Source organism: Aquimarina sp. KJ22-3, assembly GCF_055808215.1.
Map to the genome: position 1 here is coordinate 3,333,351 of NZ_CM147859.1, position 24,678 is coordinate 3,358,028.

Here is a 24,678-nt window from a genome sequence, read left to right on the forward strand (position 1 = left end):
AATTATTTACTTCCGTTAAGTGGTCGTCTATGTAGTTGAGCTGGCGAATTTATAAATGTCTCCCGATCTAAAGTCTTATTTGTTTTCCTTACCTCAATATCAGTTGTTGAAACAAGATTAAAATCTATACCATTGGTATTATTTGTTACTTGATCTGCTTTCAAAGCTTCTTCCAAAAGGTGTAATATAGATTCATCTACTTTTGTGTCAAATTTTCGGGCAAATAAATTTTCTTCTTGCATTAAAAAGTCAAAATCAGATTCTGTTAAGGTTTTTGGTTTCAACTTTACATCTCCATCAGCTATCCATATAACAGCTCTTTTATCATTGTTTACAACTATTTCTTTAAATGACGTATTCATCAGTACGGTCTGAAAAAATGATTTGTCGGCATTTAGTATGTTATAATAGAAATCTTCAAATTTTTTAACTTCGGGGCTATGACAGATAAATTCACAACATGTTCTGGACAGGATCATCCATTGTTCCCCAACATATGGAATCACGTTTTTCATGAAAGATTTTTTAAAGGGTATGCTCAGGAAACCAATATCAATGCCTTGAAAATAATTTTCTATACGGTTCATCGTATCAGTCCCGCCTCTAACTTGACTAACCATTTTTATGAAGTTTTTCCCTCTATTCCTGTGTAAGAAATCAAGAATAGCATCTTGGGATTTCAAAGGAAAATCCTGTTCGCTTAGATTAATAAAAAAATCCCATTTCAGACAACGGTTCAGGAGATATTTCATCCCATTAAGTTGAGATTGAACAATATTATATTTTCTTATCTCTATAATTGTACTTTTCAGTAAATAAGAGTTGGAATAATCTGCCAAAAAAAATAATATCTTCTTTTATATTGCTGTCAGTTTTTTGATTGATATGAATTAAGTAATGATTTTCGGGATGATAAATAGCTTTAAACAATCTCTTAAACTGTTGAGGGCAACTATGAACCTTAATAAAATAAGCAATTTTTGGTCTTCTTTCTAAAATACTAAAATGAAGATTTTGAGTTTTTGTTATATCTAATCGTTGTGTCATTTAGTAGGTGTCTTGTTTAGTGTTCAACTTTTGTCTTAATAAATATGATTATAAAAGCTCTCTTTCAAAAAACACAACCTCTTTTTTCTCTGGATCTTCGGCAAATTTGCAATAGTATATCCTCCGGTAATATAATCGTACAATCAATTTAACTTCAGGGTTTACTTTGGCATAAACAGTATCGCCTGGTTTGAATTTACTTTCTTGCCTTTCCATATACTTTGTTTTCAAATTTTAGATACTTACGTCTTCATAACCACTTTTAATGATAATCGATATCATTTTAAATCGTTTATTTGCCATTACTATATTTCTTGTATGAGCAGGGATAATGATTGCGTGACCTGTTTCAATGATATTTGACTGTTCATTAATAATAATCTCAGCTTCTCCATCTATAATTTGTATAAGATTGTCAAAAGGAGAAGTTTTAGAAGTCAATGCTTCTCCACTATCAAATGATGATATGGCTACGATTCCTGTTTTTTTCTTTAGAATTGCTTTCATCACCACAGATCCAGGCACATAATCAATAGTATCCACCAATTTATGCTTAAAGGATTTTTCTAATTCTTGATTTTTCATAAATGATATTATAGAAGATTAATGTTAAACTAGAATACATTAGCTACATTTTGATAGTACTATTTATTCCTCACTCCTTTTCTCTTTTCTTTTTGCAGCTTTTGCAGCTCTCTTTTCTTTCAAACTTTTTGCCGGGGCTTTTTTACCCGATTTCGATTTACCTTCTTTTCCTTTTGACATGATTTTCTGTTTTTAGATTATTAATACCCCTTCACGTATAAAAAGGAGTTTGATATGGATACAAAAATCAGTTAATTAATACTTTAATGTATTACACTCGTTTAGGCCTACATTACATATATCACACATTTAAAGGTTTTTTATAAAACAGATTGTTCGCTAAAGATTTGGAATTTCACCACCTTCTTTATCAAACCTTTTTTATGGATTGATTAATATCAAAGGCTCTATATCATCATATAATTATTTTAACTTTTTCGCTACATCACTTACTCCGATGAAAGGTATAGCGCCAGCACCTGTTACCTTTGGTAAGATTCCATTCCATTTTTCTATGGCTTTAAGGTTTGCTTCTATTTTTCTCAGTTCGATTAGGTCGGGTGAAATATTCATTTTTTGTAAACGCAATGCCTCTGCTTCTGCTTTCGCAGCGGTGATTGTTTGTTCTGCTTCTACTTTTATGCGATCCAAATCTCGCTTTGCCTTTAATGCATTTTGTTCTGCAGTTTGTTTAGCTTCAATAGCATCAGTAAAAGTTTGAGAAAAGCTGAAAGAGATAATAGAGAAAGCATCAACCGATATATTTGACGCAAGCAATCTTGATGTGAGCGCCTGTTGCATTTCGGTACTGACCGCCGGTCTTTTGGTAATTAATTCTTCTGCAGTATATCTTGCTGAAACAGCTTTCATTACCTCTTGAATGGCTGGATCAATAATACGCTCTTTAAATTCTACTCCAATGGTTTGGTAAACTAAATTTGCTTTCTCTGGTATAATATGATAATTCAAGGCCACTGATAAATCTACATCTTGAAGATCAGAGGAAGAAGAAGCAGCATCAGTCATCGCTTTTTGGATCTTTACATCTATCAAAGTAACTGTTTGTGCTATAGGTATTTTAAAATGAATCCCTTCTCCTAGTACTACATCTTGAACTGCACCAAAATTCTGAACAATTCCTCTTTCACCTGCCCCCACCTGAGCCCACGGTTTAAATACTATCAATACAATGAGTATTACTACTACAATGAGCAATCTCCTCCATTTACTATTTTTCAATGTCTCTGTTATGTTGTTTATATCTTGATCATCCATTTTGCTTTTATTTTACTACAAAAATGGGATAATTGAATATACTTTGTGTTATACTACACTAAGTACATATTACATATATCGCACATTCTCAAATATCAATACAGCAAAAGATTATTTAGTATAAAAATAACTTTCAACATGCATATTTCTAGCAAAAATAGGTCACCTTTATGGTTATGAATAAAAAAATAATTTTATCTATGGGTTTACCTATTAGGATAAGAAATGTGACTGGTAAAACAGCTATCATTGAGCTTAATGCAGGGGATTTTGTGATATGTAAGTATCAAAACAATATATCCGTTTATCTAAATGATGCAAAATTGAAAAAGTGGTATCCTGTAAGTTTGTATAAAAGATTGGTTTATATGCTTAAGATCTGGTTAACAGGATATAATTGGTTATAAATCTTCCAGATTTTGTTTACGTTTTTCTTTCAGTTTTTTATAAAAAGTAGGCGTTAAACCTGTGATTTTTTTAAATTGATTAGATAAGTGTGCCGTACTGCTATAGTGTAGTTTATAAGAGATCTCGGTAAGATTTAGTTCATCATAAATAAGCAATTCTTTAACTCTTTCAATTTTATGGATAATAATGAATTGTTGAATGGTAATTCCTTTCACTTCTGAAAATATATTTGCTAAATATGTATAATTATAACCAACTTTTTCACTTATATAATCGGAATAATTGACTTTGGGCAATTCATCTGTGTAATGAATCATTTCGATAATAACATTTCTGATTTTTTCAATTAGAATACTCTTTTTACTTTCCATCAATTCTAAGCCAGATTTACTTAGATTTTTCTTCAGTTCGAGGCGTTGGTCTTTGGTTATATCTTCCAAGAGTTCAACAACTCCCAATTCTAAAACAACATAATGCAATCCAAGTTTTTTTAACTCTTCTTTGACCATCAGTTTGCATCGTAAACTAACCATGTATTTTATGAATAGTTTTGTACTCATATTTATAAACGTTTATATGTAAGGTATTTATTTATACGTTAGGAATTAGGGTTTTATATCATTCTCGAAGATGTTGTCCCGGTACAAGCTTTTGTAAACGTAATATGGTTAACACTTCTCTACTCTTTTTTTCTCAATAATTATATCCTTAGTAAACGAGATGATAAAATTTTCTCCAATATGTTTATCCGTATGTAATGGATATTTCTCAAGTATAACAGACAGCACTTCATTAAAAACCAATATCTCATCAAATCCAGATACGGTTTTACAACAAAACGAATAACCATTCTCAACACGCCCAAGAAAGACCCCTTCTATTTTTTTTATTTGGCTTGTTCCTTGGGAAGGGAATATGGCCAATGAGATAAGAGATATAAAGAATAGCATTGTACGTATCATTATCTTAATGTCTTTAAAAGGTAGTTTAACTGTTCGTTTTATGGGATAGAACAATACCTTAATTTTATATGCCCAGGGCGTTGTTGATCAAAAGCGGTTAATTATACACCTGGTTGACTGTTAATATCCTCTTTACATTTCAGTATCACCATAATTTGGATGGGGTTTTGGTATTACATTTTTATCATCCCCAATTATTTCTCGGATATCAATTTCTATTCCCCTTGAAATTGTAGTAATCGGGACGTCATTTCTGGTTCCTTCAAAAGGGTTTTCCGACACATCGCCTACCTTTTCCATAAGCATGAACACCCATGATATAACAACACTGATCGGAACGGTCATCCAAACAAAATTTTCAACAATGAGGCGATTCATAAAACATCTATTTTCATGATTGCCTAAATTGAGGCCAATTTCATGAAATTCATGCATCATTCCAAACGGTAGGAGAATCATGAAAATCCATATAAAAAACAAGTTTAGCGTCGCAAATTGCCTTGGATATGGAAAGTTTTTAATTCTTTCGACCTTGCCTTGTAAGGTAAATAGTTCACCAATGATATTGTTGAACTCCATGTGTCGGAAGTCATCAATCAATCCTTCTAATTTTAATTCTTTAAAATGCTTAGATTGCATATTGAGGCAGGCTGCTTGTTTATTTGTCATGCTCAACACAAATTCTTTTTCATCTTCATTTAAATATCCATGAAGTTCTTCTTGTAGCGTCAGCTCGTGTTCTTTTACTTCTATCGTTTTCATGTGCTCTTTACCTGACTTACTACCTACAAGGGTTTCCCAAGGCTTTTTGATTCTAAGAGCATACCTAAGAGAAGTCATCCAAGCTATATGGCGCATGATAATAACCTTCTTTATATTAAAAAATTCTTTATCGGTTCTCTCTACTCTGACAAATTCATTGGTAATGAAGTCATTGACCATAGTAGCTAATAATCTTGAAGTATTTACAATACCTCCATATATCTTTCGGGCTTCCCAAAGTCTTTCGTAAGAAGCATTGTTTTTAAATCCGGTTATGAATGCGAGAGATGTGCCTATAAGTCCAATGGGAAGCCAAGGCAGATATAACCATTTTAACCCAACAACATCATACAGTATCACCGGTACAATGGACATTAAGAAAAAAATAAATATATTTTCTCGTCCATAGGAGTACTATTTTTAAGGAGTAAACAGGTTTTATATACATACTCTATTTTTATTTACAGCTAAGCGAATGTGAACTTTGACCACATAAGTAAAGTACGTGTATGATTTGGCACTACGATTCTACCATGCATCAAACTCGTTTAAAATGCTCAATTAATGGTCGTCACTTTAGAAAGCATGTCGTGTTCTTTTTACACCACTCGATAGGACTTCATACTGAATTTTGCTGCCGTGATAGAAACTTCTATGGTCATATTTCATCTTATCTGACTTTAGTTTGTTATTTCAATATTAACTAACCCTTTTTTCAATTTCGGGCACTTCCATCCATACCAGTCTGGAGGTCAGACATAAAAAACCATCTTCAACAGATGGCTTTTCAACACTTTTAGAGCGACAGAACTTGTTATTTAATCAATTCAACATTGACTGCGTTCATTCCCTTTTCACCTCTTTCCATCGTAAATTTTACGTTATCGTTCTCACGAATTTCATCTATAATACCGCTTTGGTGTACAAAAATATCCTCATCGGAATCTTTGAGTTTAATAAAGCCAAATCCTTTGGCACTATTGAAAAATTTTACTGTTCCTTCTTTCATTACTTTGTATTTATTATTTATTATTCTATTTAATGTTTGTTTTATAATATTCATTGTTCTTTAATTTATTGTCTTAAAATTGCATCCTGATTCTATAGGTATGACTTGCATTTTTCCCAATTTTCGCAAAATTCTAATATGATCCATAATGGCTAAAAAAAATGTTCTTTTTGTATGATAGGGTATTCCATATTCATTAGCTGTATCGGCAACAATACCAGATATTTTTTTATAATGAACATGACAAATATTAGGCAGCAGGTGATGTTCTATTTGATAGTTCAGCCCTCCTATTAACCATGAGAAAAATCTACTTTTGGGTGCAAAATTAGTAGTTGTGACCAATTGATGTGTAAAACCATCACCTTCGACCACCCCATCATTGTTTGGAAGGGGAAATTGAGTACTAGGCATAATATGTGCCACCTGAAATATGATACTGATAAGCAAACCTGTAACAAAATGCATACTAAGAAAGGCTAAGACAATCATCCAAGGAGCCAATGATATCATTAACAATGGTATAATTAAAGCATACGAATAGTATAGCAGCTTCCAGCCGACAACCTTAATTATTTCGTTTCTAAATTCATTCTTTTTGTTCAAGAACCCCATCTTTCTATAACGGGAAAGTCTAATAAAATCTTTGAGGGTAACCCACGAAATTGTAGACAATCCATAAAAGAACCATACATATAAATGTTGAAATCGGTGAAGTCTATTTTTTTTGCGTGCGGTGAAAAACGAAGAAAAAAAGGTACGTTTATATCGTCATCCATCCCTTCTATATTGGTATAAGTATGGTGCAGTATATTATGTTGTATCTTCCATACTGTAGCATTGGCGCCGATTAGATTCATAGTGTACCCTAGGTATTTGTTAACTCTTTTGTTTTTGGAATAGGAACCATGAATGGCATCGTGCATAATACCCATACCTATGCCTGCCATCCCTACTCCACTAATTATATAGAAGGTAAAAAGTAGCCACGGTTTGGAAACAATACCAATATTAATTAATAATAAGGGTGCAAAAAATACCGTAAGCATTACGATAGTTTTAAAGATCATGCTTTTGTTTGCATGCTTGTCGATTTTATTTGTTTTGAAATAATTATTCACCCTGTTTCTCAATGTTTTTGAAAACTCAGAGTTTGTTCTTTTTGAAAATTTTAGATTTTTGATACTATCAACTTTTGTTTTAAGCCTGTCCTCCTATAATTCGGAGACAACGTATAAACGTAATATTAATGGAGAAACGAACAGGAATATTCAATTGTGAAGACTTGTTCTACGCTGAAAACAACATTCAAACCTATGTTGTTATCCTTAATATTTAACTTAAAATTGTTTTTTGCACTATTGCCGAGAAAAAAGAGAGCAAGAAAAGAATGTTGAATTTGAAAAAACAAAATTAAATTGAAGCTTTACGAATTTTATCATTGCAAAGATACCTTTAATTTAAGCGTTATCTCCAAATCATATGTTAAATTGTTCATCCTTTTAAAAGGAGGGTATATTATTAGTAATTTAAATTAGGCAAAAACATTATAAAAATTGAAGAGAACAAAAAAACTAAAGAAATGAAGAGCAATGCTTTAACTTTTGAAAAGTAGCGGAAGCAGGACTCGAACCTGCAACCTTCGGGTTATAAGTGCGAGGAGCTGCCTACTGCTCTACCTCGCGATATCTATTTAATGGCTTCATCCTCCCTGTTATGAGCTCAGAGGATTGAATAGGTTTAGATTTTCCTTTTTTTCTTTTATTTAGATTTTATTTGTCACTTGTTTGTCTCTCAAATTCTCTAACTCCCTATAAACAATAGAATTGTCACTTGCTGTATTAGAATATTCGGTTGTTTATGTTTAAGCGAATTGTTAGGTCACATTTAATAAGTTTTTTAAAAAATTAGAAACTTAGTTTGGAACTTTATGAGTTTGTAAAAATTCAAAATACAACTTTATAAATAGGAAATATTGCAGAAACCTTAATCCCAAAAGATTTCTTAATCCATAACACAAATTCTCATAGACCAACATCGCGCCAAACCTCACCCGCACAAGTCGGTAACCCTCCCCTACACTGTTGTATCGACCAACGGCACTCGGTAGCTACTCCGTATAGGTAGGTGACCCTCCCGCGCACTAGATGTATCGACCAGCGGTATGAGGTGACACGTCCGCACAGGGTAAAAAGAAGCCCGCACATTAAGGCGAGGCGTCCGCGTGACGCGGAGAGCCCAACCCAGTGCGCGGGCCAGTGGTAGTAAGCTTTTAAAAAATATGAGTACTTAAAAAAAATATTCAATTCGGACAACCATCAACTATGAACAGTCTCACCTACGTCGATAGCGGCTTATATAACCTTTATAGCGTTCTGGATCTTTTCTAAAGGCGTATTTACCCGTATCTCTAATCTCATCCATAGCTTCTTTAAGGTGGGTAAACGCACGGTCACGAATGTTCTTGGCTTTGGAATTGTCTAAAGTTGTACCATTAGCTTTGGCTAATAGCTCGGCCAGGTCGTCCGACTTTTGTTCAGCAACATCAAAGCGGGATACGTCATACTTAATTGCTTCAAATTCGGTGGTATTTCCTCTTCCTAGCACACTAATATCCATCAAATCCTGGATCATATCGGCATTGCCATCTCCTCCTGCAATAGTGCGTACCCGTCCTAATAGATCTGGGCGTTTTCTAAACGCAAAACGCATATCTGCCAATAGATCGTTTCTAAACTCATAGGCTTTGGGCGATTCTTCTCTCCAGGCCTTGGCTGCTTCCTCCTGGCTATAACGCTCTTTGTTCCAAATGGCTTGTGCATATCGGCACGCTCCGGTACGTATTGGTAGATCGATTACATATTTGCTCCAATCTAATCCTATACTAACTAGTACTTGTTTATCTTCTTGCGCCCAAACAAATAGGTCTTCGGCTTCTTGTGTAGTGACATCTACCGGTTGTGATGGTGCTTTAACTAATTCTTGTGGCATGTTTTCTAATTCGGTTAATTTCGTTTCAAAATTCTGTTTGGACATACGTGTTATATATTTATGGTTTATACTTGATATTGGATGTGGGGATTATTTTATGGAAATGGTACTTCGACTCGATGATCTGGTTTCTGAGTATACCGAAGAACACACTTCGACCCTTCGAGGACCTCAGGGTCCGCAGGGTTCGACATTACAGAGGGTTGAGGCTCTCGAAGCCCGCTTTCACTTCGACTCCGCTCAGTGATCGCTTATCTTTCCGAAGCCTGAGCGGAGTCGAAGGCTGACGTTTCATACTGAGCCTGTTATAGCCCCAACCACTACAGAAACAAAAACATCAATAATTAACATAGATCATTTTTGCTTCGTGGTCCAACCCAGGTTCGTTGTAGTCGATTACACATACATAAGAACCTACAGGTACCCTACTGCCTTTATAAGTGCCATCCCAGGCATCGTTGGGTCCCCCATAATGAGCGCTGAATAACAAGCGCTGACTCAGGTTGTATATCTTGACCACGTTGTTCTCATATTTTTCAAGGCCTTGAATCACCAAATTATCGGCAATGCCATCACCGTTGGGGGAAAACCCTCTATTGAAATCCGCAAGGGGCTCACCAGTCCCACAATTGCCAATCGCTTCTACGGTTACTATAGCAGTGGCGGTAGACGTTTGGGCACCCTGTGTAGCGGTAAGGGTAACCATCAGCGGAGTATTTATGTCATTACAGGTAAAGGTATCTATGTCCAGGCTCAATTCTGGGGTGTTGCCGCAGCCATAAGTAGAGCCATTGTCTATATCCTCTGGCAAGATGGTCGCCTCTCCATTGGCATCTAACTGTACGGTCATGTCCCGGGCCATTGCCACAAGGTTATTTACATGCGCTTCTACTGTTATCAAAGCCGTTGCCACAGCCGTTTGCCTTCCTTGTACTGCGGTAAGGGTCACCATCACTGGAGTCCCCACATCGTCACAGGTAAAAGTAGTCTTGTCCAGACTTAAGAAGATAGAATCGGAGTTGTTACAACCACCCCTTGAACCATTGTTTACTTGTGCTGGGGTAATGGACGCCTGTTCACTGACATCCAATTGTACGGTAATATCCTGGGCAATAGTTATTAATCGATCACCCTGAACGATTACCGTGGCTGTTCCCGATAACGGCATACTACAGCCCCCATTGGTTACTTCTGTTAGTTCCAGGGTCGTGTCCGAGTCTGCCCCGTTTACTGCTACGTTTACCGTTCCACCAGCTTCTATAATTACCATTCCACTTAGGGCCCCGCTATAGGTTACCATATCACCTGGGGTTCCTGTAATGGTAAATATGGCATTTTCACCAGAACATACCGGGGTATTTGAACTTATTATTGGAGCTACTAGCTGGGGTTTGACACGAACTACTATCTCTACGCGTTCGCTCTCGCAATTGTTGTCGTTGTTTGTTTGACTTACATAATAGGATGTGTCCCCAGCACTTCCCGTATTTGGTACCGGTGCCGTGGTACTTCCCGTACCTCTTGTTGGCTCAGTATACCATAATAAATTTGTTCCGGTTGCCATCAATGCAACGGCGTTATCACCTTCACAATATTCGACCAGTGAACTACTTACCTCGGGTTCGAATACGGCATTAACCTTTACCTCTACGCTTGCTGGCAAATTGGTGACATTGCTTAGATGTCCAGCTACAGCTGCATTTTCAGGGACATGAATGGTAATGAGACCATTGCAAAGTGTTGGTGTGATCTCTACGGTATATTCAGTACCGCTACCTGTAAAATTGTTTGCGGTAGCATTGTCCAAATTAATGTCATCTATCGTAAAATCTGTCACTTCCAAATCAAACCGAAAGGTGATCGTAAAGGGTGATACATCAGCTATTCTCGCCGGCGCTTCTATTGAAACCCCAATCCCTTCTGAGATGGATCTAAAGCCCATCCACCCTGCATTTTCATAATCATTTCTCGTGCCTACAGGCACTATCAAGTTTATTAGGTTACGGTTTATAAAGGTACTTACTTCAATCGATGGAGGATCTGTGCCAATTGACACCACTGCGGCAAGGTCTGGATTTTCGGAAAAAGCATTACCCTCAATAATTCTCACACCATCCTGTATGTTCACAAGGGTCAAGGCATTGTTATTAAAAGCACCACTACCAATACTGGTCACACTACCAGGTATGTCCACACTTTCCAAGGCGTTGCCAGCAAAAGCACCAAACTCAATACTAGTCACACTGTTAGGTATGTTCACACTCTTCAAGTTATTGAACTGAAAAGCACTTTCTCCAATACTGGTAACTGTAAAGTCATTCCCCCCATTGCTTACAGTTTCGGGGATCTCTACTCTGTTAACTGCAGACACGTAACCTATAATCATTACCTCGTTGGGGGTACCGAGCGCCGTTACTTGATATTCGATACCTTTAGCCGTAAAGGTGTCGCCAACGTCTACTTTTTCTCTGATAGATTTAAAGCCAAAACCTGTCCAAGCTCGTACATAATTATTATATGCGCCCTTGGGGACAATAACATCTATTTGGTTACGGTTTGTAAAGGTGTTTGTCTGGATTGATGGGGGATCTGTGCGCTCTGATACCACTGTGGTAATTGGGTTATTCCTAAAAGCTCCAGCCTCAATAGTGGTCACATTATCGGGAATGGCTACATGGGTCAACTTGTTAAAGCCAAAAGCAGAAGCCCTAATATGGGTAACGCCTTGACCAATGGTCACACTGGTCAATTCGTTAAGTGCAAAGGCCCAAAGACCAATTGTGGTCACTCTATCGGGAATAACCACGCTCTCCAAGTTATTGCCCTGGAAAACCGAATTCTCAATACTGGTAATGCTTTGACTAATGGTCACGCCAGTCAAGCCGCTATATCCAAAAGCCCTTAGATCAATCCTTTCCACACTATTGGGAATGACCAACGCAATTCTCAATTTGTCGTGGAGGTCAGGGTCGTGCTCGTTTCCTGCAAAAGCTTGCTGCTCAATAAATCTTACAGTGTTCGGTATGGTGACCTCACTCAACCAATACTCATAACCGAAAGCTTCACTATTAATACCGGTAACTTTATATTCTCCCTGAGGACAATCAATCCTTATCGTTCCGTTGTTTGTTGGCCTAAAGGCATTATTGGGGCAGGTTACGGTTGGAGGTATGTCTAGTTTTCTAACAAAAGAACCTGCTGGGAAACCTTTAGGGTGCCCAAAAATCTTTACCTCCTTAGGGCTAGTGCTAGTTATTGCATATCCGATACCGTTGTCTGTATAAAAATAGTCATCTATTTGCGGTTGCTGTCCATAGCCAGTAAAGCCTATTGATACCATAAAGATGGTAGACAGTATAAATTGTATTTGCTTTTTCATGTTGGAAGGTTTTTATTATGAACTTTTGATTATTATTTCATAACAAAATAGAACCATACAATAGAAATAACCAATAATTGGTGCTCAACCTCGTTAAAAACGGGATGTTATATAGTGATTTGGGGACAATGGGAATCTAGCAGTCCCCTATGGTGATCTGTTTGTCCCTATTCTGGTAGATATGGGCCGTTTTTACCGTCCGGTCTTGTACTAAACCCCACTTTTGTTTTTCTATTTCACTAACTCTATTTTTACGAGCTATCGCTTTTTTGTTGGAGATTATTGTTTTTATATTCTGAAATATCACCTCATTGAGGTAACTATACACATACGTTAGGTGCAATTAGCCAATAAATTCAACATGTCATTTATTATTTAACAACCCTGGCATTATAATAATCTATTGACAAATTTCACGTTTGCTATTATATACAATACTATTCTGAACATGAAAGCATCAATCAAATTAACCGTACTTTCATTAGGATTAATAATCTTAGGATGCAAAGAACTTCCCGATTCCAAATTGGATTTGGATATAGGGAAAATTGAAAATGGTTTAATTACAACTGCTACAGTAAATAACAAAAATGGTGAGTTCAGCATCTATGAACGAATGGAATACTATGGCGTTCCTGGCGTTAGCATTGCAGTGATAGAAAAAGACACGGTCCGAATAAAAAAAGGATATGGAGTTCGAAATGTTGAACTAAAAGATTCTATTGATTCCAATACTATGTTTCAAGCTGCATCTGTAAGCAAGCCATTAACTTGTCTCGCGATATTAAAAATGGTAGAGGCTAATTTGATAGCCTTAGATTCAGATGTAAATATGTACCTAAGAGATTGGAAAATAGACTATTCAAATTACAAGGATTCTACTAAAGTAACTTTACGTCAACTACTATCGCATAAATCTGGACTAACAGTAGGTGGATTTCAAGGGTACAAAAACCATGATAGTCTTCCTGATTTAATAAGTATTTTGAACGGAACTAATCCAGCAAATAATGATATGGTCAAGTTAAAATTTGAACCTGGTACAGATTGGTCTTATTCTGGGGGTGGATACGTCGTTATTCAAAAACTCATCGAAGATGTTTCGGGTAAAGGATATCCCGATGTAATGGACTCATTAGTATTGAAACCCTTAAAAATGAATTCAAGCTTTTTCAATCCAGCTTTTGAGGACAAAAGCAAAAATGTAGCTGTCGGATATAATTATGACAAAAGTAAGGTTGATAATGGGTGGAGGTTTTATCCAGAACTAGCTGCGGCAGGCTTATGGACGAATCCTTCTGATATATTAAAATTTATTAAGGCAATTGGTGACTCTCTAAATGAGAAACCGAATAGCTATCTAACTGATGAAAGTGCTAAGATAATGTTAGACTTAGGCTTTTTTGTTGATGACAAGGAAAATCCAACGGTATTTTCCTTTCGTGGAACAAACAAAGGGTATCGTTGCGAATTTATTGGATTTACAGAAAATGACAATTGCAATGGAGCAATGGTAATGACAAATTCATATGCAAGCAGATATTTAATCCAGGAAATTTTGAGATCAATCGCAAGTCACTATGATTGGAGATATCCTTTTGCGAAAGAAATAGTCGAATTTACGCAAGATATAGACAATGATAACCTTATAAACTATTTTGAAGGTCAATATCAATATGCAGAAAGCAAATATATCATCTCATTAAAACCAAGTGACAGTCTGTTATTAATGAATAGACATTGGAATGGGAACTTTTCCTATTTAACTCAAATTTCTGACAGTATATTCATTGACACATCTACATTAAGTGAATATAAGTTTGCTTTCAATCAAGAAAGTAATAATGTAACGCTCATAATCAATAATAAACGAGAGTATCGAAAAATAAGGTAAGAACCAACAGCACCTAACAATGGTAACCGTTGCACAAGCCAATATTTTTCAAATAATTGACCCTAAATGCGCTCTTTTAAGAGCGTTTTTATTTTGTTGTTATCTTATAAGGAATAAAATTATAATGGCTTATATACAGTTTTATAAAGCAAGGAAAGATGTTTTTGATTCTCAAAAAGCAGCGTGCAGCTCCTGCTCCACTTTTTAACTGTTTTTCTACAAATTTCAGGTACTTCTTCAAATTGTAGGCAGTTGCTGATAGGTGCATCACTTTATTAGCCTGCCTAATCCCGATCGTATTGATTTTCCGTAAGCCCATAAATTGGGTAAGTGTTCCAAACACTGGCTCAACAGTACTCTGTCGTTTGGATTTCATACGTTTGCCTTTTTTGGTTTGTAATCGCTCCTTAATACGCTCATATTCCTCTCTGTAATACGTAACACTAAATTTCTTCTCTTTAGCACTTTTACCCAAACAGCTTGATGATAATGGACATTCTCTACATATCTTGCTAGATATACGGTATTCTTTCTTCTTGGTCTTGGTACGATGATCCAAAAATACTTTCTTGAAGGGTACTACTGATCCGTTAGGACAGATATAATGATCTTTAGCTTCTACATAAGTAAACCCGTCTGGGCCTCCTTTATAGGTCCCGTGTGTTGGTATATAACCTATAATCCCTTTTTGTTCTAGATAAGCGTAGTTCTCTCCACTACTATAGCCTGTGTCGGCAAGTACGTTTTCCAATTGAAAACCAGACCCCCATAACCGCTGTTGTAAACGATCTACTATATCCTGTAGATATTGATTGTCTTTCCCATCGGCATGATAAGCCTTGATGTCAGTGATCACATGGTTAGCCGTATCTACACTTAGTTGGCTACAGTAATTAAGTTTTCTAGCCTTACCAGGTTTTACGCTTATACGCGCATCAGGATCGGTCGGACTATAATGTGTTTTGTTACTGGTGTAACGACTACCTTTATTACCAGCTCCAGGCCGATGATTTTGATGCGTACTCCAGTTGCCAGTGCGGCTCTCTATCTCTTTAAGCTCTTTATCGCTGGCAGTAATACCCCGCTGTTCCTTACTCGCTTTGTTTTCTTTGGCTTTGCGAAAAGTATCTTTATCACGGTTGCTAATATGACGAATATCCGCTAGATGAGCTGTTAGATCCTGCTCTGGAACTTTTAACTCCAAAGTATCCATGCTTGCATTTGCCTTTATCGGAGCTGAGTCAATGGCTTGAGTATTGCCTTTTACCATACCTTTACTAACACACATCTCGAAAATATGAGTAAATACCTGTTCAAAAACTGATTCCGGAAATAGTTGTCGTGTTCGGCTAATAGTAGAATGCCAAGGAAGCTCTTCATCTATATCATAGCCGATAAAATATAAAATATCCAATCGCATACTACAATGATCCATAAGTTTACGATCACTGATGATATTTTCTAAATACCCCACTAAACATAGTTTAAAGAATACAACGGGATCAATACTTTTTTGACCGCTAGATCCATAATACTCTTGAGTTAATCCGTATAAAAACTGAAGATCCAAAAAATCCTTGAGACGTCTGTAAAAATTATGTAATGGAACACGATCACTAAGCTGAAATTGATTGAAGAGCTTTTCTTGGTATATTTTCTTGCCTTGCATAACTAAAGATAACATACCAATCCAAAATCAATAACAAATCTATCTTACATTTTTGTTAACTTGTGCAACAGGCACACTATTGATGTCATAGCAGCTAAGTGATCAATCAAATGGTTGTTGTATTTTTGGTTAGGCTCAATGCTTGCAGAAGGTAAAAGCTAGCACCCAATACGCAGAAAATTCGAAAAGCAAGGTAACATTTTGCTCTGCTACGACACATATATTAACCGTTGTAGGTAATCAAAAAATACTTTATGTTTAACTGGTTTAAAAAAATAAGCGAAAAGGAGAATCTGAATTTCTCAAAACAAATTCTCAAGAATATTCTTTTCGCTGGTTTGAATTAGATGATAGCGATAATCCTTTTAACAAAAAAGTGTTAGATATAAGTTCTTACACAAGAACAACAATGGCTTTTACTAAGGAAAAAACTGTTGCGGAAAAGTATAATGAATTAAGAACATCATTAGGAAAGGAATTAATTGAATTTGACACCTCTGATTTCGATAAAACATCTACCTATCTTCAATATCCGCATAATGGTGATAAATTAGAAGGTATAGCATTTAAGTCCGATTCTATGGACTGTAAATGGGACATATACGCTTATGACAGTTATTTACTTTTTTCCAGAAGTTGGGATGGACAATTAGTCTATAAAGCCAAATACCTTATTAGTTCTGACAAATTAACAATATCCGAAATCCTGTTTGACAATTATTTATCAAAAGACGAAGCCATAAACGATGTTCATTTCTTGATTAAAACTCATGCAATCGGACAAGCTTTTCCTCACTTAATCCCGAAAGAACTAAAAACTGAATCCGAAATTGCTCAATGGTCATTTACTAAATTTGGAAATCGAGCTTATTATGCCTGTTATGATGATATAACGGATACTGTGATTAATTCAAAACAATAACTACCTACAACACGACATATGATGTCATAGCAACTAAGTAATCAATCGAATGGTTGTTGCATTTTTGGTAAGGCGTAATGCTTGCAAAAAATAAAAATTTGCAAACAATGCGCGGTTTTTGTCGAAATTGGGGAAACATTTTACTCTTCTTCGACACATATATTAAACGCAGCTACAATTTTGGAATGAAAAAAACAACTAATAAACTTGAACAATTACTTAATAGCGGATTGGAATATTTATCTCAATCTTCTGAAATGGAAATGAGTAAAAAAATATCTCCTGAAAAGTGGTCGAAAAAAGAAATTTTAGGACATTTAATTGATTCAGGAATAAATAACCTTCAAAGATTTACTGAAATTCAATTTGAGAATAAACCCTATAAAATTAGAAAATACAATCAAGATGAATTAGTAAGAGCCAATGACTATCAAAATTCCGAAATTGAAGAAATTGTGGAGTTTTGGATTTCAATCAATAATCGAATTAAAAATTTGATCAAACTGCAGACCGATAAAACACTGAATTGTGAAATTGAATTAGATAATGGGAATATCTCTGACTTGAGGTTTCTAATAAATGATTATGTCAATCATTTGGAACATCATCTAAATCAAATAAAAAAAGTAGCTAACAAGGTGCATAAATCCTAGTGGCTGCGTCACAACGATTCATACACGTAAGGTTAACAACATTCTCAAAATAAAGACGATTTGGAATATGAAAGAATTGACTTTATTTCAAATCATTTCGTATTATCGTACAAACTTGAAATTAAATATTATACATGATTTACTGTTTTGACACCTATTATTTTGGAAAAAAAGCAAACACTGCATGTTTAGGTTTCTCTTATTGGGACTCTGACACTATCCTATTTGAAAAAAACGAAATAACTACTGGGGTCAAAGAATACCAAAGTGGAGCATTCTATAAAAGAGAATTACCCTGTATCATAAATATTATTGATAAAATGAATTTGAATAATAAGTTGGATTTAATAATTATTGATGGGTATGTAGTTCTAGATGATAATGGTAAATTAGGTTTAGGTGGTTTTTTGTTTGAACACCTCAATGAACAGATCCCAATTATTGGAGTAGCCAAAAATGACTATTCAAAACTGAAGATAAAGAAAAGAGAAGTATACAGAGGAAATAGTAAAAAAGCTTTGTTTGTTTCGGCAAAAGGTATAGATCTTGATTTTGCAGCTCAAAAGGTCCATTCAATGCACGGAAAATATAGAATTCCAACAGTTTTAAAAGCTCTGGATCAAAAAAGCAGATACATTATATGAAATATATTCTTTTAATAAGTAACGGTCCATCTTACCTGGATGTGATTATTACGTGTGCCAGGATTACAGATTGGTCTGATAGTTCAGTTCAAAATCATAAAATCATTTCTTATCAGAAGAAAAGCATAGGAGAGTATGATATGTCACCTTATATACTTGAATTTCTAGAGGAGTTTAACCTATTTGGTGCCGAAGCTATAATGCTTTGTAACAACTTTAGCGACTATATTACTCAATTGCTATTTGATATTTTTGATCAATGTATCCCAATAATAGATTTAAAAAAGGAATGTAATGAATCTACATACTTAGGTATTTCAACTGAAGAGGCCGAAACCATTATTAAGTCCCTAAAATCTGACAACAACGGTTATATCCTACCTAGAAAGCTTTTAAAGCTCAGTGGAAATTATCGCAGTAATAAAGAATTTAATTATATCGAAGAGCTCATAAAAAATAGAATAATATCGGATAAAGAAAAAGGCATCTCTTTAAAGAAAAATACACTATTTGAAAAGGCTGAGAATAGATTGAATCTAAAAATACCAAAACATATAAAGTATTTTTATGAAAAGTTTCCAGAGATTAAAAATGATTTTATACGTACAATTAATCAAATAGCACAAGGAGAGAATTTTTCTTTGAATGTTCAAATATCCGCAGAATTTGCCAGGCAAATAATAATTTGTTATTTGGACTTAGATGAAACATCTAAAAAATCTGTGCATGAGCAAATAAATGTACTGGATTACAAAAACCGAGTGTCCTTCCAATCTGACCTGGAGTACTTATTGATTGAGGGAGTACTACTATATGATACCATTAATAACGCATTCAAACTACCAATCATTCAAAAGGCGTATAAATACTTGGGTAGTGATGAAAAACAAATACAAGTACTTTTACTCACTTGGGCACATTGCGGTGGTTGGGGTGGCACCGTATTAAAGGGATACAAAACTTCGTTTGAAGGAGGTGGCTCACATGACCTTTTACTAGAGGTAGAAGTTAAGGATACTCTCTATGAATATAGCAGTAATTTTTATGGTGATAGTGATGGACATCATTTATCAGACTATATAGAACATATTAAACAATAAAGCATATCGAATATATAATCCACATATACCTTTTCTTTCGATTTTGGGCAGCAATGATTTACAATAAGAATTCATTACCAAAGGAAACTAGAGTTTCAAATCCTAAAATGGAGACTGAAGGTATGTCATGGGCAATTTTTTGGGAGGATGAAGGTCTACCAACTCCGTCATTTAATTTGACTCGTGCCTTTGTATATGTAATCCATTATAGGACTTGCTTGATCGTTGGAGATAAAGGTAAAATAGTAAGTTACGGACCAAAATACTTTAACAAACTAATGTTCAAACTTGCAAAAATTCACTTTCCTGATTGGATCGGTTTTAACAAAGAAAGGTGTTCATATGAACCGGAATTGGCCAATAGAGTTCTAAGGATTCAAAAAGTAGCTGAATGGCGGTTGAATAAAATGTTTGAAAATGAAATTTAAAAAGTTTATACCACTATGTATATTGCATGTGCCTCTTTTGGAGTGCAAACGCATCACACATTAAACGTAATAAAAAAAAGCCAAAAGCACACCTCTATCTTTGTACCCCAGTACCCAGTATTACTATAACTTTGTTACTTATTGTATCGGGAAGTAATTATCCCATTACTGTAAAAAACACCTATCTCTATTATTTATAGGTTTCCAATAACTGGTTTTGCTCCTGGATAGCATTCTTAAATTCTGTTTTTAGGCTTGAAATTAAATCTTTTACGCTAGGTGCATCATGAATGGCTGCCACTCCTTGACCTGCCGACCAGATAGTAGCCCATGCCTTTGCTTCATTCTCATCCACCGTTAGTTCTTCACCAAAATCTACTTTAGTCTTTCGGGTCAACATTTCTTCGGTAATCCCCATGGCCTGTAAACTTGGACCTAAAAAATTTGCAGCAACCCCAGAAATAGCGGCAGTATATACAATATCACTTGCCCCACAGTTAATGATCATCTCTCTATATTCTTTTGGAGCTTTGCTTTCTTCGGTATTAATAAAACGAGTCCCCATATATGCCAAATCTGCCCCCATCTGCATAGCAGAGGCGACATCTCTTCCTGTACTAATACATCCAGAAAGTAATATGGTTTTCTTGAAGAACTGTTTAATTTCGGTAATAAATGGCATAGGATTTAAGGTGCCCGCATGCCCCCCTGCTCCTGCTGCTACCAAAATTAATCCGTCTACTCCTGCTTCGCTAGCTTTTTCGGCATGTCGTTTTTTGATGACATCATGAAATACCAATCCCCCATAGCTATGTACTGTATCTACCAATTCTGAAACCGCTCCCAAGGAGGTGATGATTAATGGAACCTGGTGCTTAACACATAAAGCGAGATCAGCTTTTAATCTTGGATTTGAATGATGAACAATGAGATTTACACCAAATGGTGCTGCTTTTTTACCTGTTTCCTTTTCAAAATCCGAAAGTGCTTCTTTGATCTCAATCAACCATTCTTCGAATCCTTCAGAAGTTCGTTGGTTTAACGCCGGAAAAGTCCCTACAATTCCATTTTTACAACACTCGATAACCAATTGAGGTCCAGATATCAAAAACATAGGGGCCGCTACAGCAGGCAAGGTTAATTCTTTTATAAAGGGTGCTTTACTCATTGTATACTATATATTAAAGATGATTTCTAATTTCTTTCTACAATATAATACTATAATTGATAAACTACGAAAGCTTTATGAAGTCCGACAATTAAAGATGCTATCCTGAAATTGTTATAGCAATCAAAAAAGACAATGATGGCATTATTTTAAAGGACTAAAAAAGCATTTTTAATAATACCAACAAATAATGTTTTAATAACAATTATATCCTGAAGAAATCTCTCAGTCGGATAGATTTTCATTTTTTGTTTTAATCAACAAAAAAGTACCAGTTACTCTCTTGCTACTGGTACTTTTTCTTTGAATCAGGGATTACTAATAATCAGTTGGACAACTCCAAATCAACAATAGTTCTAACATCATATTCTTGCTCATCACCATCTTCATCGATTTCTGTTTCGGTTTCAGTAATGAACGTGATGTTAAAAGTTTTTCCTATAAATTTTTCACTATTTAGGTTAAACTTCTCAAGAACTTCGGAATTAGCTTTGGCAAATAACATTACATCCTCTTCATCATCTTCTGTAGTATAATTGAAATTAAAATGTTCTCCGTCAAAACCCTCGAATACTCCCGTGATGCTTTCTGTTTCTTCATCCGATGTCTGTGCTTTTACGGTTAGCGTGCAATAAAATAATGCTATTAGGACGAACAGTACGTTTTTTGAATTTTTCATGATATGTAAGATTTAAGTTTTACTTTGTTTTAAAAAAACCAGATTGTTATCACATCAAGTCTGGCGCTTTTAGTAAATCATCTCTTAGATACTTACACGTGATGGGTTGATTGTTTTTTTCTTTAGTTATGACACATTTTTGTTTAGAGAGTCACATCTACTATTTGTATTTTTTGAATTTAAGCCAGTTCTAATTTTTCAATTTTGAAGGATATAAAATCTTCATCGTCCTCTTCAACATATTCAGAGTAGGTAATTTCAAAATATTTACCTTTAAACGTATCCGATTTAAGGTCAAATTTCCTGGCTGCTAAACGAGATATCGATTCAAAAACGATGGTATCACCATTATCCATTATGAATTGATAATATCCATCATAATACTTCTTAAATATTCCATATTCAACATTTTCATTAATAGTTACACCTTTCATATGCACTGATTTTAATAATTAATCTTACATGGTTTGAAAAGAGATTTGATCACCTTCCGGTCGGATTTACCTAAATATTCCATGGTGTCTTTCCAGTATACCCATTCAATTTTTCGAAACTTATCGGGTTCTTTAAGAGAAAATGGTTTATTCGGATCTTTACAAACAAAATAGTGTTTGGATAACTTTTGATTATTCCCCCAGTCCACAGTAAAAGAGCTGTAATAATCCAGATCTTCTTTTAAAAATTGTACCCCCGTCTCTTCAAAAGCTTCTCTAATAAGCGCATCTTCTGGAGTTTCTTCTTTTTTTAAAAACCCACCAACTAATCCATATTTAAGTTTATTACTTATTTTTTGAAATACTAGTAGTTCATCACCTTGATAAACTATCAGTCTTGATTTCTGTTTATGCTTTTTAATTTTCATCAATTAAGTATTAGTTGAGTAATACGTTGCTACATAGTTTTTATCATTTTATCTCTTAAACTTCAATTTTTTCTCAATAGCTTCAATCATAATGTTGGCGATATCCAATCCAGTAGCATTTTCAATACCTTCAAGACCTGGAGATGAATTTACTTCTAGCAAAAGTGGACCTTTGTTTGACCTAATGATATCTACACCCGCAACAGGTAAATTCAATATTTTGGCTGCTTTGATTGCCAGTTTTCGCTCTTCTGCAGTGATTTTAATTTTAGACGCAGAACCTCCTTGATGAATATTCGCTCTAAATTCTCCTTTGGCTGCTTGCCGCTGCATCGATGCCACGACTTTACCGTTAACCACAAAGCATCGGATATCCTGGCCATTCGCTTCTTTAATAAATTCCTGTACCAAAATGTTGGTTTGCACACTTTTAAAAGCATTAATTACACTTTCTGCCGCTTTATTAGTTTCTGCCAATACCACTCCTTTTCCTTGAGTACTTTCAAGTAGCTTGATGATCAAAGGGGCACCATTTACCATTTTGATCAGATCTTTGGTGTCTAAAGGAGATTTTGCAAATCCCGTAATTGGGATATGAATATCATGTTTCGCAAAAAGCTGGGTCGCTAATAGCTTATCCCTGGATTGCGTAATTGCTTCGGCAGAATTCAAACAATAAGCGCCCATCGAATCAAACTGTCTAATTAGTGAACAAGCATAGAATGTAACCGAAGGTTTTATCCTAGGAATAATGGCATCAAATTCGTCAATGATATTCCCTCCTCGGTAACGTATTTCGGGTTCCGCAGCATCCAACTTCATATACGCCTGCTCTACATTAAGAAATACCATTTCGTGACCTCGGGCAATACCAGCTTCCAGAATACGCTTGTTGCTATATAAATTTGGGTTACTGGCTAGTAATGCAATTTTTAACCCAGATTTCTCTTTAAGGAAAGGTTTATACTTTATTTGAATTTCTTCATGTGTAAAAACTTGTTGGGCAAAACTTATTGATGGATTTACCATGTATCGACCTATCAATGCTTCTCGTCCTAATAGCATACGATATTCCATCGCATCACGATTAGCTAGTGTAAGTTCTATATTGAAAGTGTTTTCTCCTAAAGTTAGTGGTGTTTTGATCACAAAACGTTCTTCTGCAATTCCAGAAGAACTTTTTACCACCCTTTTATCATGAAGTTTGGTTTCACATCTAATTACAATACTTCTGTTATCCTGAATAGGGTTTACCTCAAAACGCACCCATTCTTCAGTTCCTTTATGAATCAGTTTGATATTATTAGCTTGAATAGATGAGGTTTTAGCTCCAGAATCTGTTCTTGCCTTGATTGCAGGAATGCCAAATTCATTGAAGACGCACCACTCTTCGCTTCCAATTACCTTTAGTTCGTTATTTGATATTGTTTCTGTCACTTAACTAGTTACTTATCATGTTAATTTTTGAATAAAAAGGTCAATCACTTCTACCAGGATTAGGATGATGATAATCCACTCCAACTTACTACTTTCTCTATGAAACATAATGTCCTTAAAGAGCTCTAGATTTTCTTTAATCATCTCTAATCGATCATATATACTTCGATATCTATCTTTTAAATCGAATACTCGCTTTAGGTCCTGATCCAACTTATTTAAAGTTTCATCATCCCAGGTTACATCAGGCGAATCGAAAATGTATAGATTTTCAGAGATTTTATTTTTAATATTTAATACTCGACCGATATACTTTTTGAGCTTTTTACCATTAATATCTAGTCTTCCGTTTTCTTCAAGATAAGAGGTATGTAATCTGGTATCTTCTAATGTCTGCTCTGAAATATTGGCGTAATTATTTAATGCTACCGATTGAGAAACATTAAGCATAATAAGTCTAAGGGGTTCTTCATCGAATTTCTTCAAAGTAACAGTTCCAAAAGACACTGTATTGGCTGTTCCCCCAATGGCGATATTAATACTTTCTGAAATATATTCCTTAGCGCTATTCTTGGCATACGATAATATTTCATTACAGATTTGTTTTGCTTTTTCTTTACTTATATTGTAAAAACAAATCACACCATATTTAAAAACATAGATAAACTGTCCTTGAAATTGTTCATAAAAAAGTTCATCGGTATCGTGAAATAATAGTTCTGCTTCAAAATTTCTCCTACACTCTCTTATAGAAATTGCATCCGCAATTTGTATCGCATACGCTTCATTTGTCATTTCTTTATG

General features: G+C 35.1%; 24 protein-coding genes and 1 pseudogene. 6 read left to right on the plus strand and 19 right to left on the minus strand.

Annotation, left to right across the window (positions count from 1 at the left end; translation table 11 throughout):
- Positions 1 to 2: 2 nt before the first annotated feature.
- The 12 genes and pseudogenes from AC0L3Q_RS15315 to AC0L3Q_RS15370 form a co-directional block, all read right to left on the minus strand.
- Entirely contained in the window at positions 3 to 839 is an 837-nt protein-coding gene (locus tag AC0L3Q_RS15315; RefSeq protein WP_473280688.1) for a beta-1,6-N-acetylglucosaminyltransferase, read from the minus strand.
- The gene (locus AC0L3Q_RS15320; protein WP_473280691.1) at positions 778 to 1,047 is read right to left on the minus strand and encodes a beta-1,6-N-acetylglucosaminyltransferase; all 270 of its coding nucleotides are present in this window, start codon (positions 1,045 to 1,047) and stop codon (positions 778 to 780) included. Before AC0L3Q_RS15320 ends, AC0L3Q_RS15315 begins: the two co-directional genes overlap by 62 nt.
- Before the next feature lie 48 nt (positions 1,048 to 1,095).
- Complete coding sequence (locus AC0L3Q_RS15325) at positions 1,096 to 1,263, minus strand: hypothetical protein (protein ID WP_299606236.1); 168 nt, start codon at positions 1,261 to 1,263, stop codon at positions 1,096 to 1,098.
- Positions 1,264 to 1,281: 18 nt separating this feature from the next.
- A complete protein-coding gene (locus AC0L3Q_RS15330) occupies positions 1,282 to 1,632 on the minus strand; it encodes a cupin domain-containing protein (RefSeq protein WP_473280694.1) in 351 nt (116 codons plus the stop codon).
- Between the two features lie 423 nt (positions 1,633 to 2,055).
- Entirely contained in the window at positions 2,056 to 2,907 is an 852-nt protein-coding gene (locus tag AC0L3Q_RS15335) for a prohibitin family protein (RefSeq protein WP_324179376.1), read from the minus strand.
- A 401-nt stretch (positions 2,908 to 3,308) separates the two neighbouring features.
- The gene (locus tag AC0L3Q_RS15340; RefSeq protein ID WP_324179543.1) at positions 3,309 to 3,848 is read right to left on the minus strand and encodes a helix-turn-helix domain-containing protein; all 540 of its coding nucleotides are present in this window, start codon (positions 3,846 to 3,848) and stop codon (positions 3,309 to 3,311) included.
- A 135-nt stretch (positions 3,849 to 3,983) separates the two neighbouring features.
- The gene (locus tag AC0L3Q_RS15345; RefSeq protein WP_473280696.1) at positions 3,984 to 4,277 is read right to left on the minus strand and encodes a hypothetical protein; all 294 of its coding nucleotides are present in this window, start codon (positions 4,275 to 4,277) and stop codon (positions 3,984 to 3,986) included.
- A 132-nt stretch (positions 4,278 to 4,409) separates the two neighbouring features.
- A complete protein-coding gene (locus AC0L3Q_RS15350) occupies positions 4,410 to 5,414 on the minus strand; it encodes a bestrophin family protein (protein ID WP_473280699.1) in 1,005 nt (334 codons plus the stop codon).
- A 439-nt stretch (positions 5,415 to 5,853) separates the two neighbouring features.
- Entirely contained in the window at positions 5,854 to 6,102 is a 249-nt protein-coding gene (locus AC0L3Q_RS15355) for a cold-shock protein (RefSeq protein ID WP_473280701.1), read from the minus strand.
- 6 nt (positions 6,103 to 6,108) lie between these two features.
- Positions 6,109 to 7,118: pseudogene (locus tag AC0L3Q_RS15360) on the minus strand (fatty acid desaturase family protein).
- 1,264 nt (positions 7,119 to 8,382) lie between these two features.
- Positions 8,383 to 9,084, minus strand: coding sequence for a hypothetical protein (locus AC0L3Q_RS15365; RefSeq protein WP_473280704.1), 702 nt, complete (start codon positions 9,082 to 9,084; stop codon positions 8,383 to 8,385).
- A 292-nt stretch (positions 9,085 to 9,376) separates the two neighbouring features.
- The gene (locus tag AC0L3Q_RS15370; RefSeq protein ID WP_473280706.1) at positions 9,377 to 12,418 is read right to left on the minus strand and encodes a leucine-rich repeat protein; all 3,042 of its coding nucleotides are present in this window, start codon (positions 12,416 to 12,418) and stop codon (positions 9,377 to 9,379) included.
- Between the two features lie 448 nt (positions 12,419 to 12,866).
- Here AC0L3Q_RS15370 and AC0L3Q_RS15375 point away from each other — a divergent pair, with 448 nt between their 5' ends.
- Entirely contained in the window at positions 12,867 to 14,312 is a 1,446-nt protein-coding gene (locus tag AC0L3Q_RS15375) for a serine hydrolase domain-containing protein (RefSeq protein ID WP_163421313.1), read from the plus strand.
- A gap of 88 nt (positions 14,313 to 14,400) precedes the next feature.
- Here AC0L3Q_RS15375 and AC0L3Q_RS15380 read toward each other — a convergent pair whose 3' ends face one another.
- Entirely contained in the window at positions 14,401 to 15,981 is a 1,581-nt protein-coding gene (locus tag AC0L3Q_RS15380) for an IS1182 family transposase (protein ID WP_473286891.1), read from the minus strand.
- A gap of 409 nt (positions 15,982 to 16,390) precedes the next feature.
- On the opposite strand from AC0L3Q_RS15380, the gene AC0L3Q_RS15385 reads away from it, so the two are divergent.
- From AC0L3Q_RS15385 to AC0L3Q_RS15405, 5 genes are all read left to right on the plus strand, one after another.
- On the plus strand, positions 16,391 to 16,903 hold the full coding sequence (locus AC0L3Q_RS15385; RefSeq protein WP_473280709.1) for a hypothetical protein: 513 nt from the start codon (positions 16,391 to 16,393) through the stop codon (positions 16,901 to 16,903).
- A gap of 185 nt (positions 16,904 to 17,088) precedes the next feature.
- A complete protein-coding gene (locus AC0L3Q_RS15390; RefSeq protein ID WP_473280711.1) occupies positions 17,089 to 17,556 on the plus strand; it encodes a DinB family protein in 468 nt (155 codons plus the stop codon).
- A 134-nt stretch (positions 17,557 to 17,690) separates the two neighbouring features.
- Positions 17,691 to 18,200, plus strand: a complete 510-nt coding sequence (locus AC0L3Q_RS15395) for an endonuclease V (RefSeq protein WP_473280713.1) — start codon at positions 17,691 to 17,693, stop codon at positions 18,198 to 18,200.
- Positions 18,197 to 19,300 (plus strand): hypothetical protein, encoded by a 1,104-nt coding sequence (locus tag AC0L3Q_RS15400; RefSeq protein ID WP_473280715.1) that lies wholly within the window; start codon positions 18,197 to 18,199, stop codon positions 19,298 to 19,300. The genes AC0L3Q_RS15395 and AC0L3Q_RS15400 overlap by 4 nt, the downstream gene beginning before the upstream one ends.
- Positions 19,301 to 19,353: 53 nt before the next feature.
- Entirely contained in the window at positions 19,354 to 19,728 is a 375-nt protein-coding gene (locus tag AC0L3Q_RS15405; RefSeq protein ID WP_473280718.1) for a hypothetical protein, read from the plus strand.
- 190 nt (positions 19,729 to 19,918) lie between these two features.
- Here the strand turns inward: AC0L3Q_RS15405 and AC0L3Q_RS15410 are convergent, their stop codons facing one another.
- The 6 genes from AC0L3Q_RS15410 to AC0L3Q_RS15435 all read right to left on the minus strand — a co-directional run bounded on the left by AC0L3Q_RS15410 (position 19,919) and on the right by AC0L3Q_RS15435 (position 24,669).
- The gene (locus tag AC0L3Q_RS15410; RefSeq protein ID WP_473280721.1) at positions 19,919 to 20,896 is read right to left on the minus strand and encodes an NAD(P)H-dependent flavin oxidoreductase; all 978 of its coding nucleotides are present in this window, start codon (positions 20,894 to 20,896) and stop codon (positions 19,919 to 19,921) included.
- A 325-nt stretch (positions 20,897 to 21,221) separates the two neighbouring features.
- The gene (locus AC0L3Q_RS15415; RefSeq protein WP_473280722.1) at positions 21,222 to 21,575 is read right to left on the minus strand and encodes a hypothetical protein; all 354 of its coding nucleotides are present in this window, start codon (positions 21,573 to 21,575) and stop codon (positions 21,222 to 21,224) included.
- Positions 21,576 to 21,754: 179 nt separating this feature from the next.
- The gene (locus tag AC0L3Q_RS15420; protein ID WP_473280724.1) at positions 21,755 to 22,009 is read right to left on the minus strand and encodes a hypothetical protein; all 255 of its coding nucleotides are present in this window, start codon (positions 22,007 to 22,009) and stop codon (positions 21,755 to 21,757) included.
- A gap of 11 nt (positions 22,010 to 22,020) precedes the next feature.
- Positions 22,021 to 22,437: an NUDIX hydrolase gene (locus tag AC0L3Q_RS15425; protein ID WP_473280726.1), complete on the minus strand. Its 417-nt coding sequence runs from the start codon at positions 22,435 to 22,437 to the stop codon at positions 22,021 to 22,023.
- A 48-nt stretch (positions 22,438 to 22,485) separates the two neighbouring features.
- Positions 22,486 to 23,874: a 30S ribosomal protein S6--L-glutamate ligase gene (gene rimK, locus AC0L3Q_RS15430; protein WP_244548145.1), complete on the minus strand. Its 1,389-nt coding sequence runs from the start codon at positions 23,872 to 23,874 to the stop codon at positions 22,486 to 22,488.
- Positions 23,875 to 23,889: 15 nt separating this feature from the next.
- A complete protein-coding gene (locus tag AC0L3Q_RS15435) occupies positions 23,890 to 24,669 on the minus strand; it encodes an RMD1 family protein (RefSeq protein WP_473280729.1) in 780 nt (259 codons plus the stop codon).
- Positions 24,670 to 24,678: the final 9 nt, after the last annotated feature.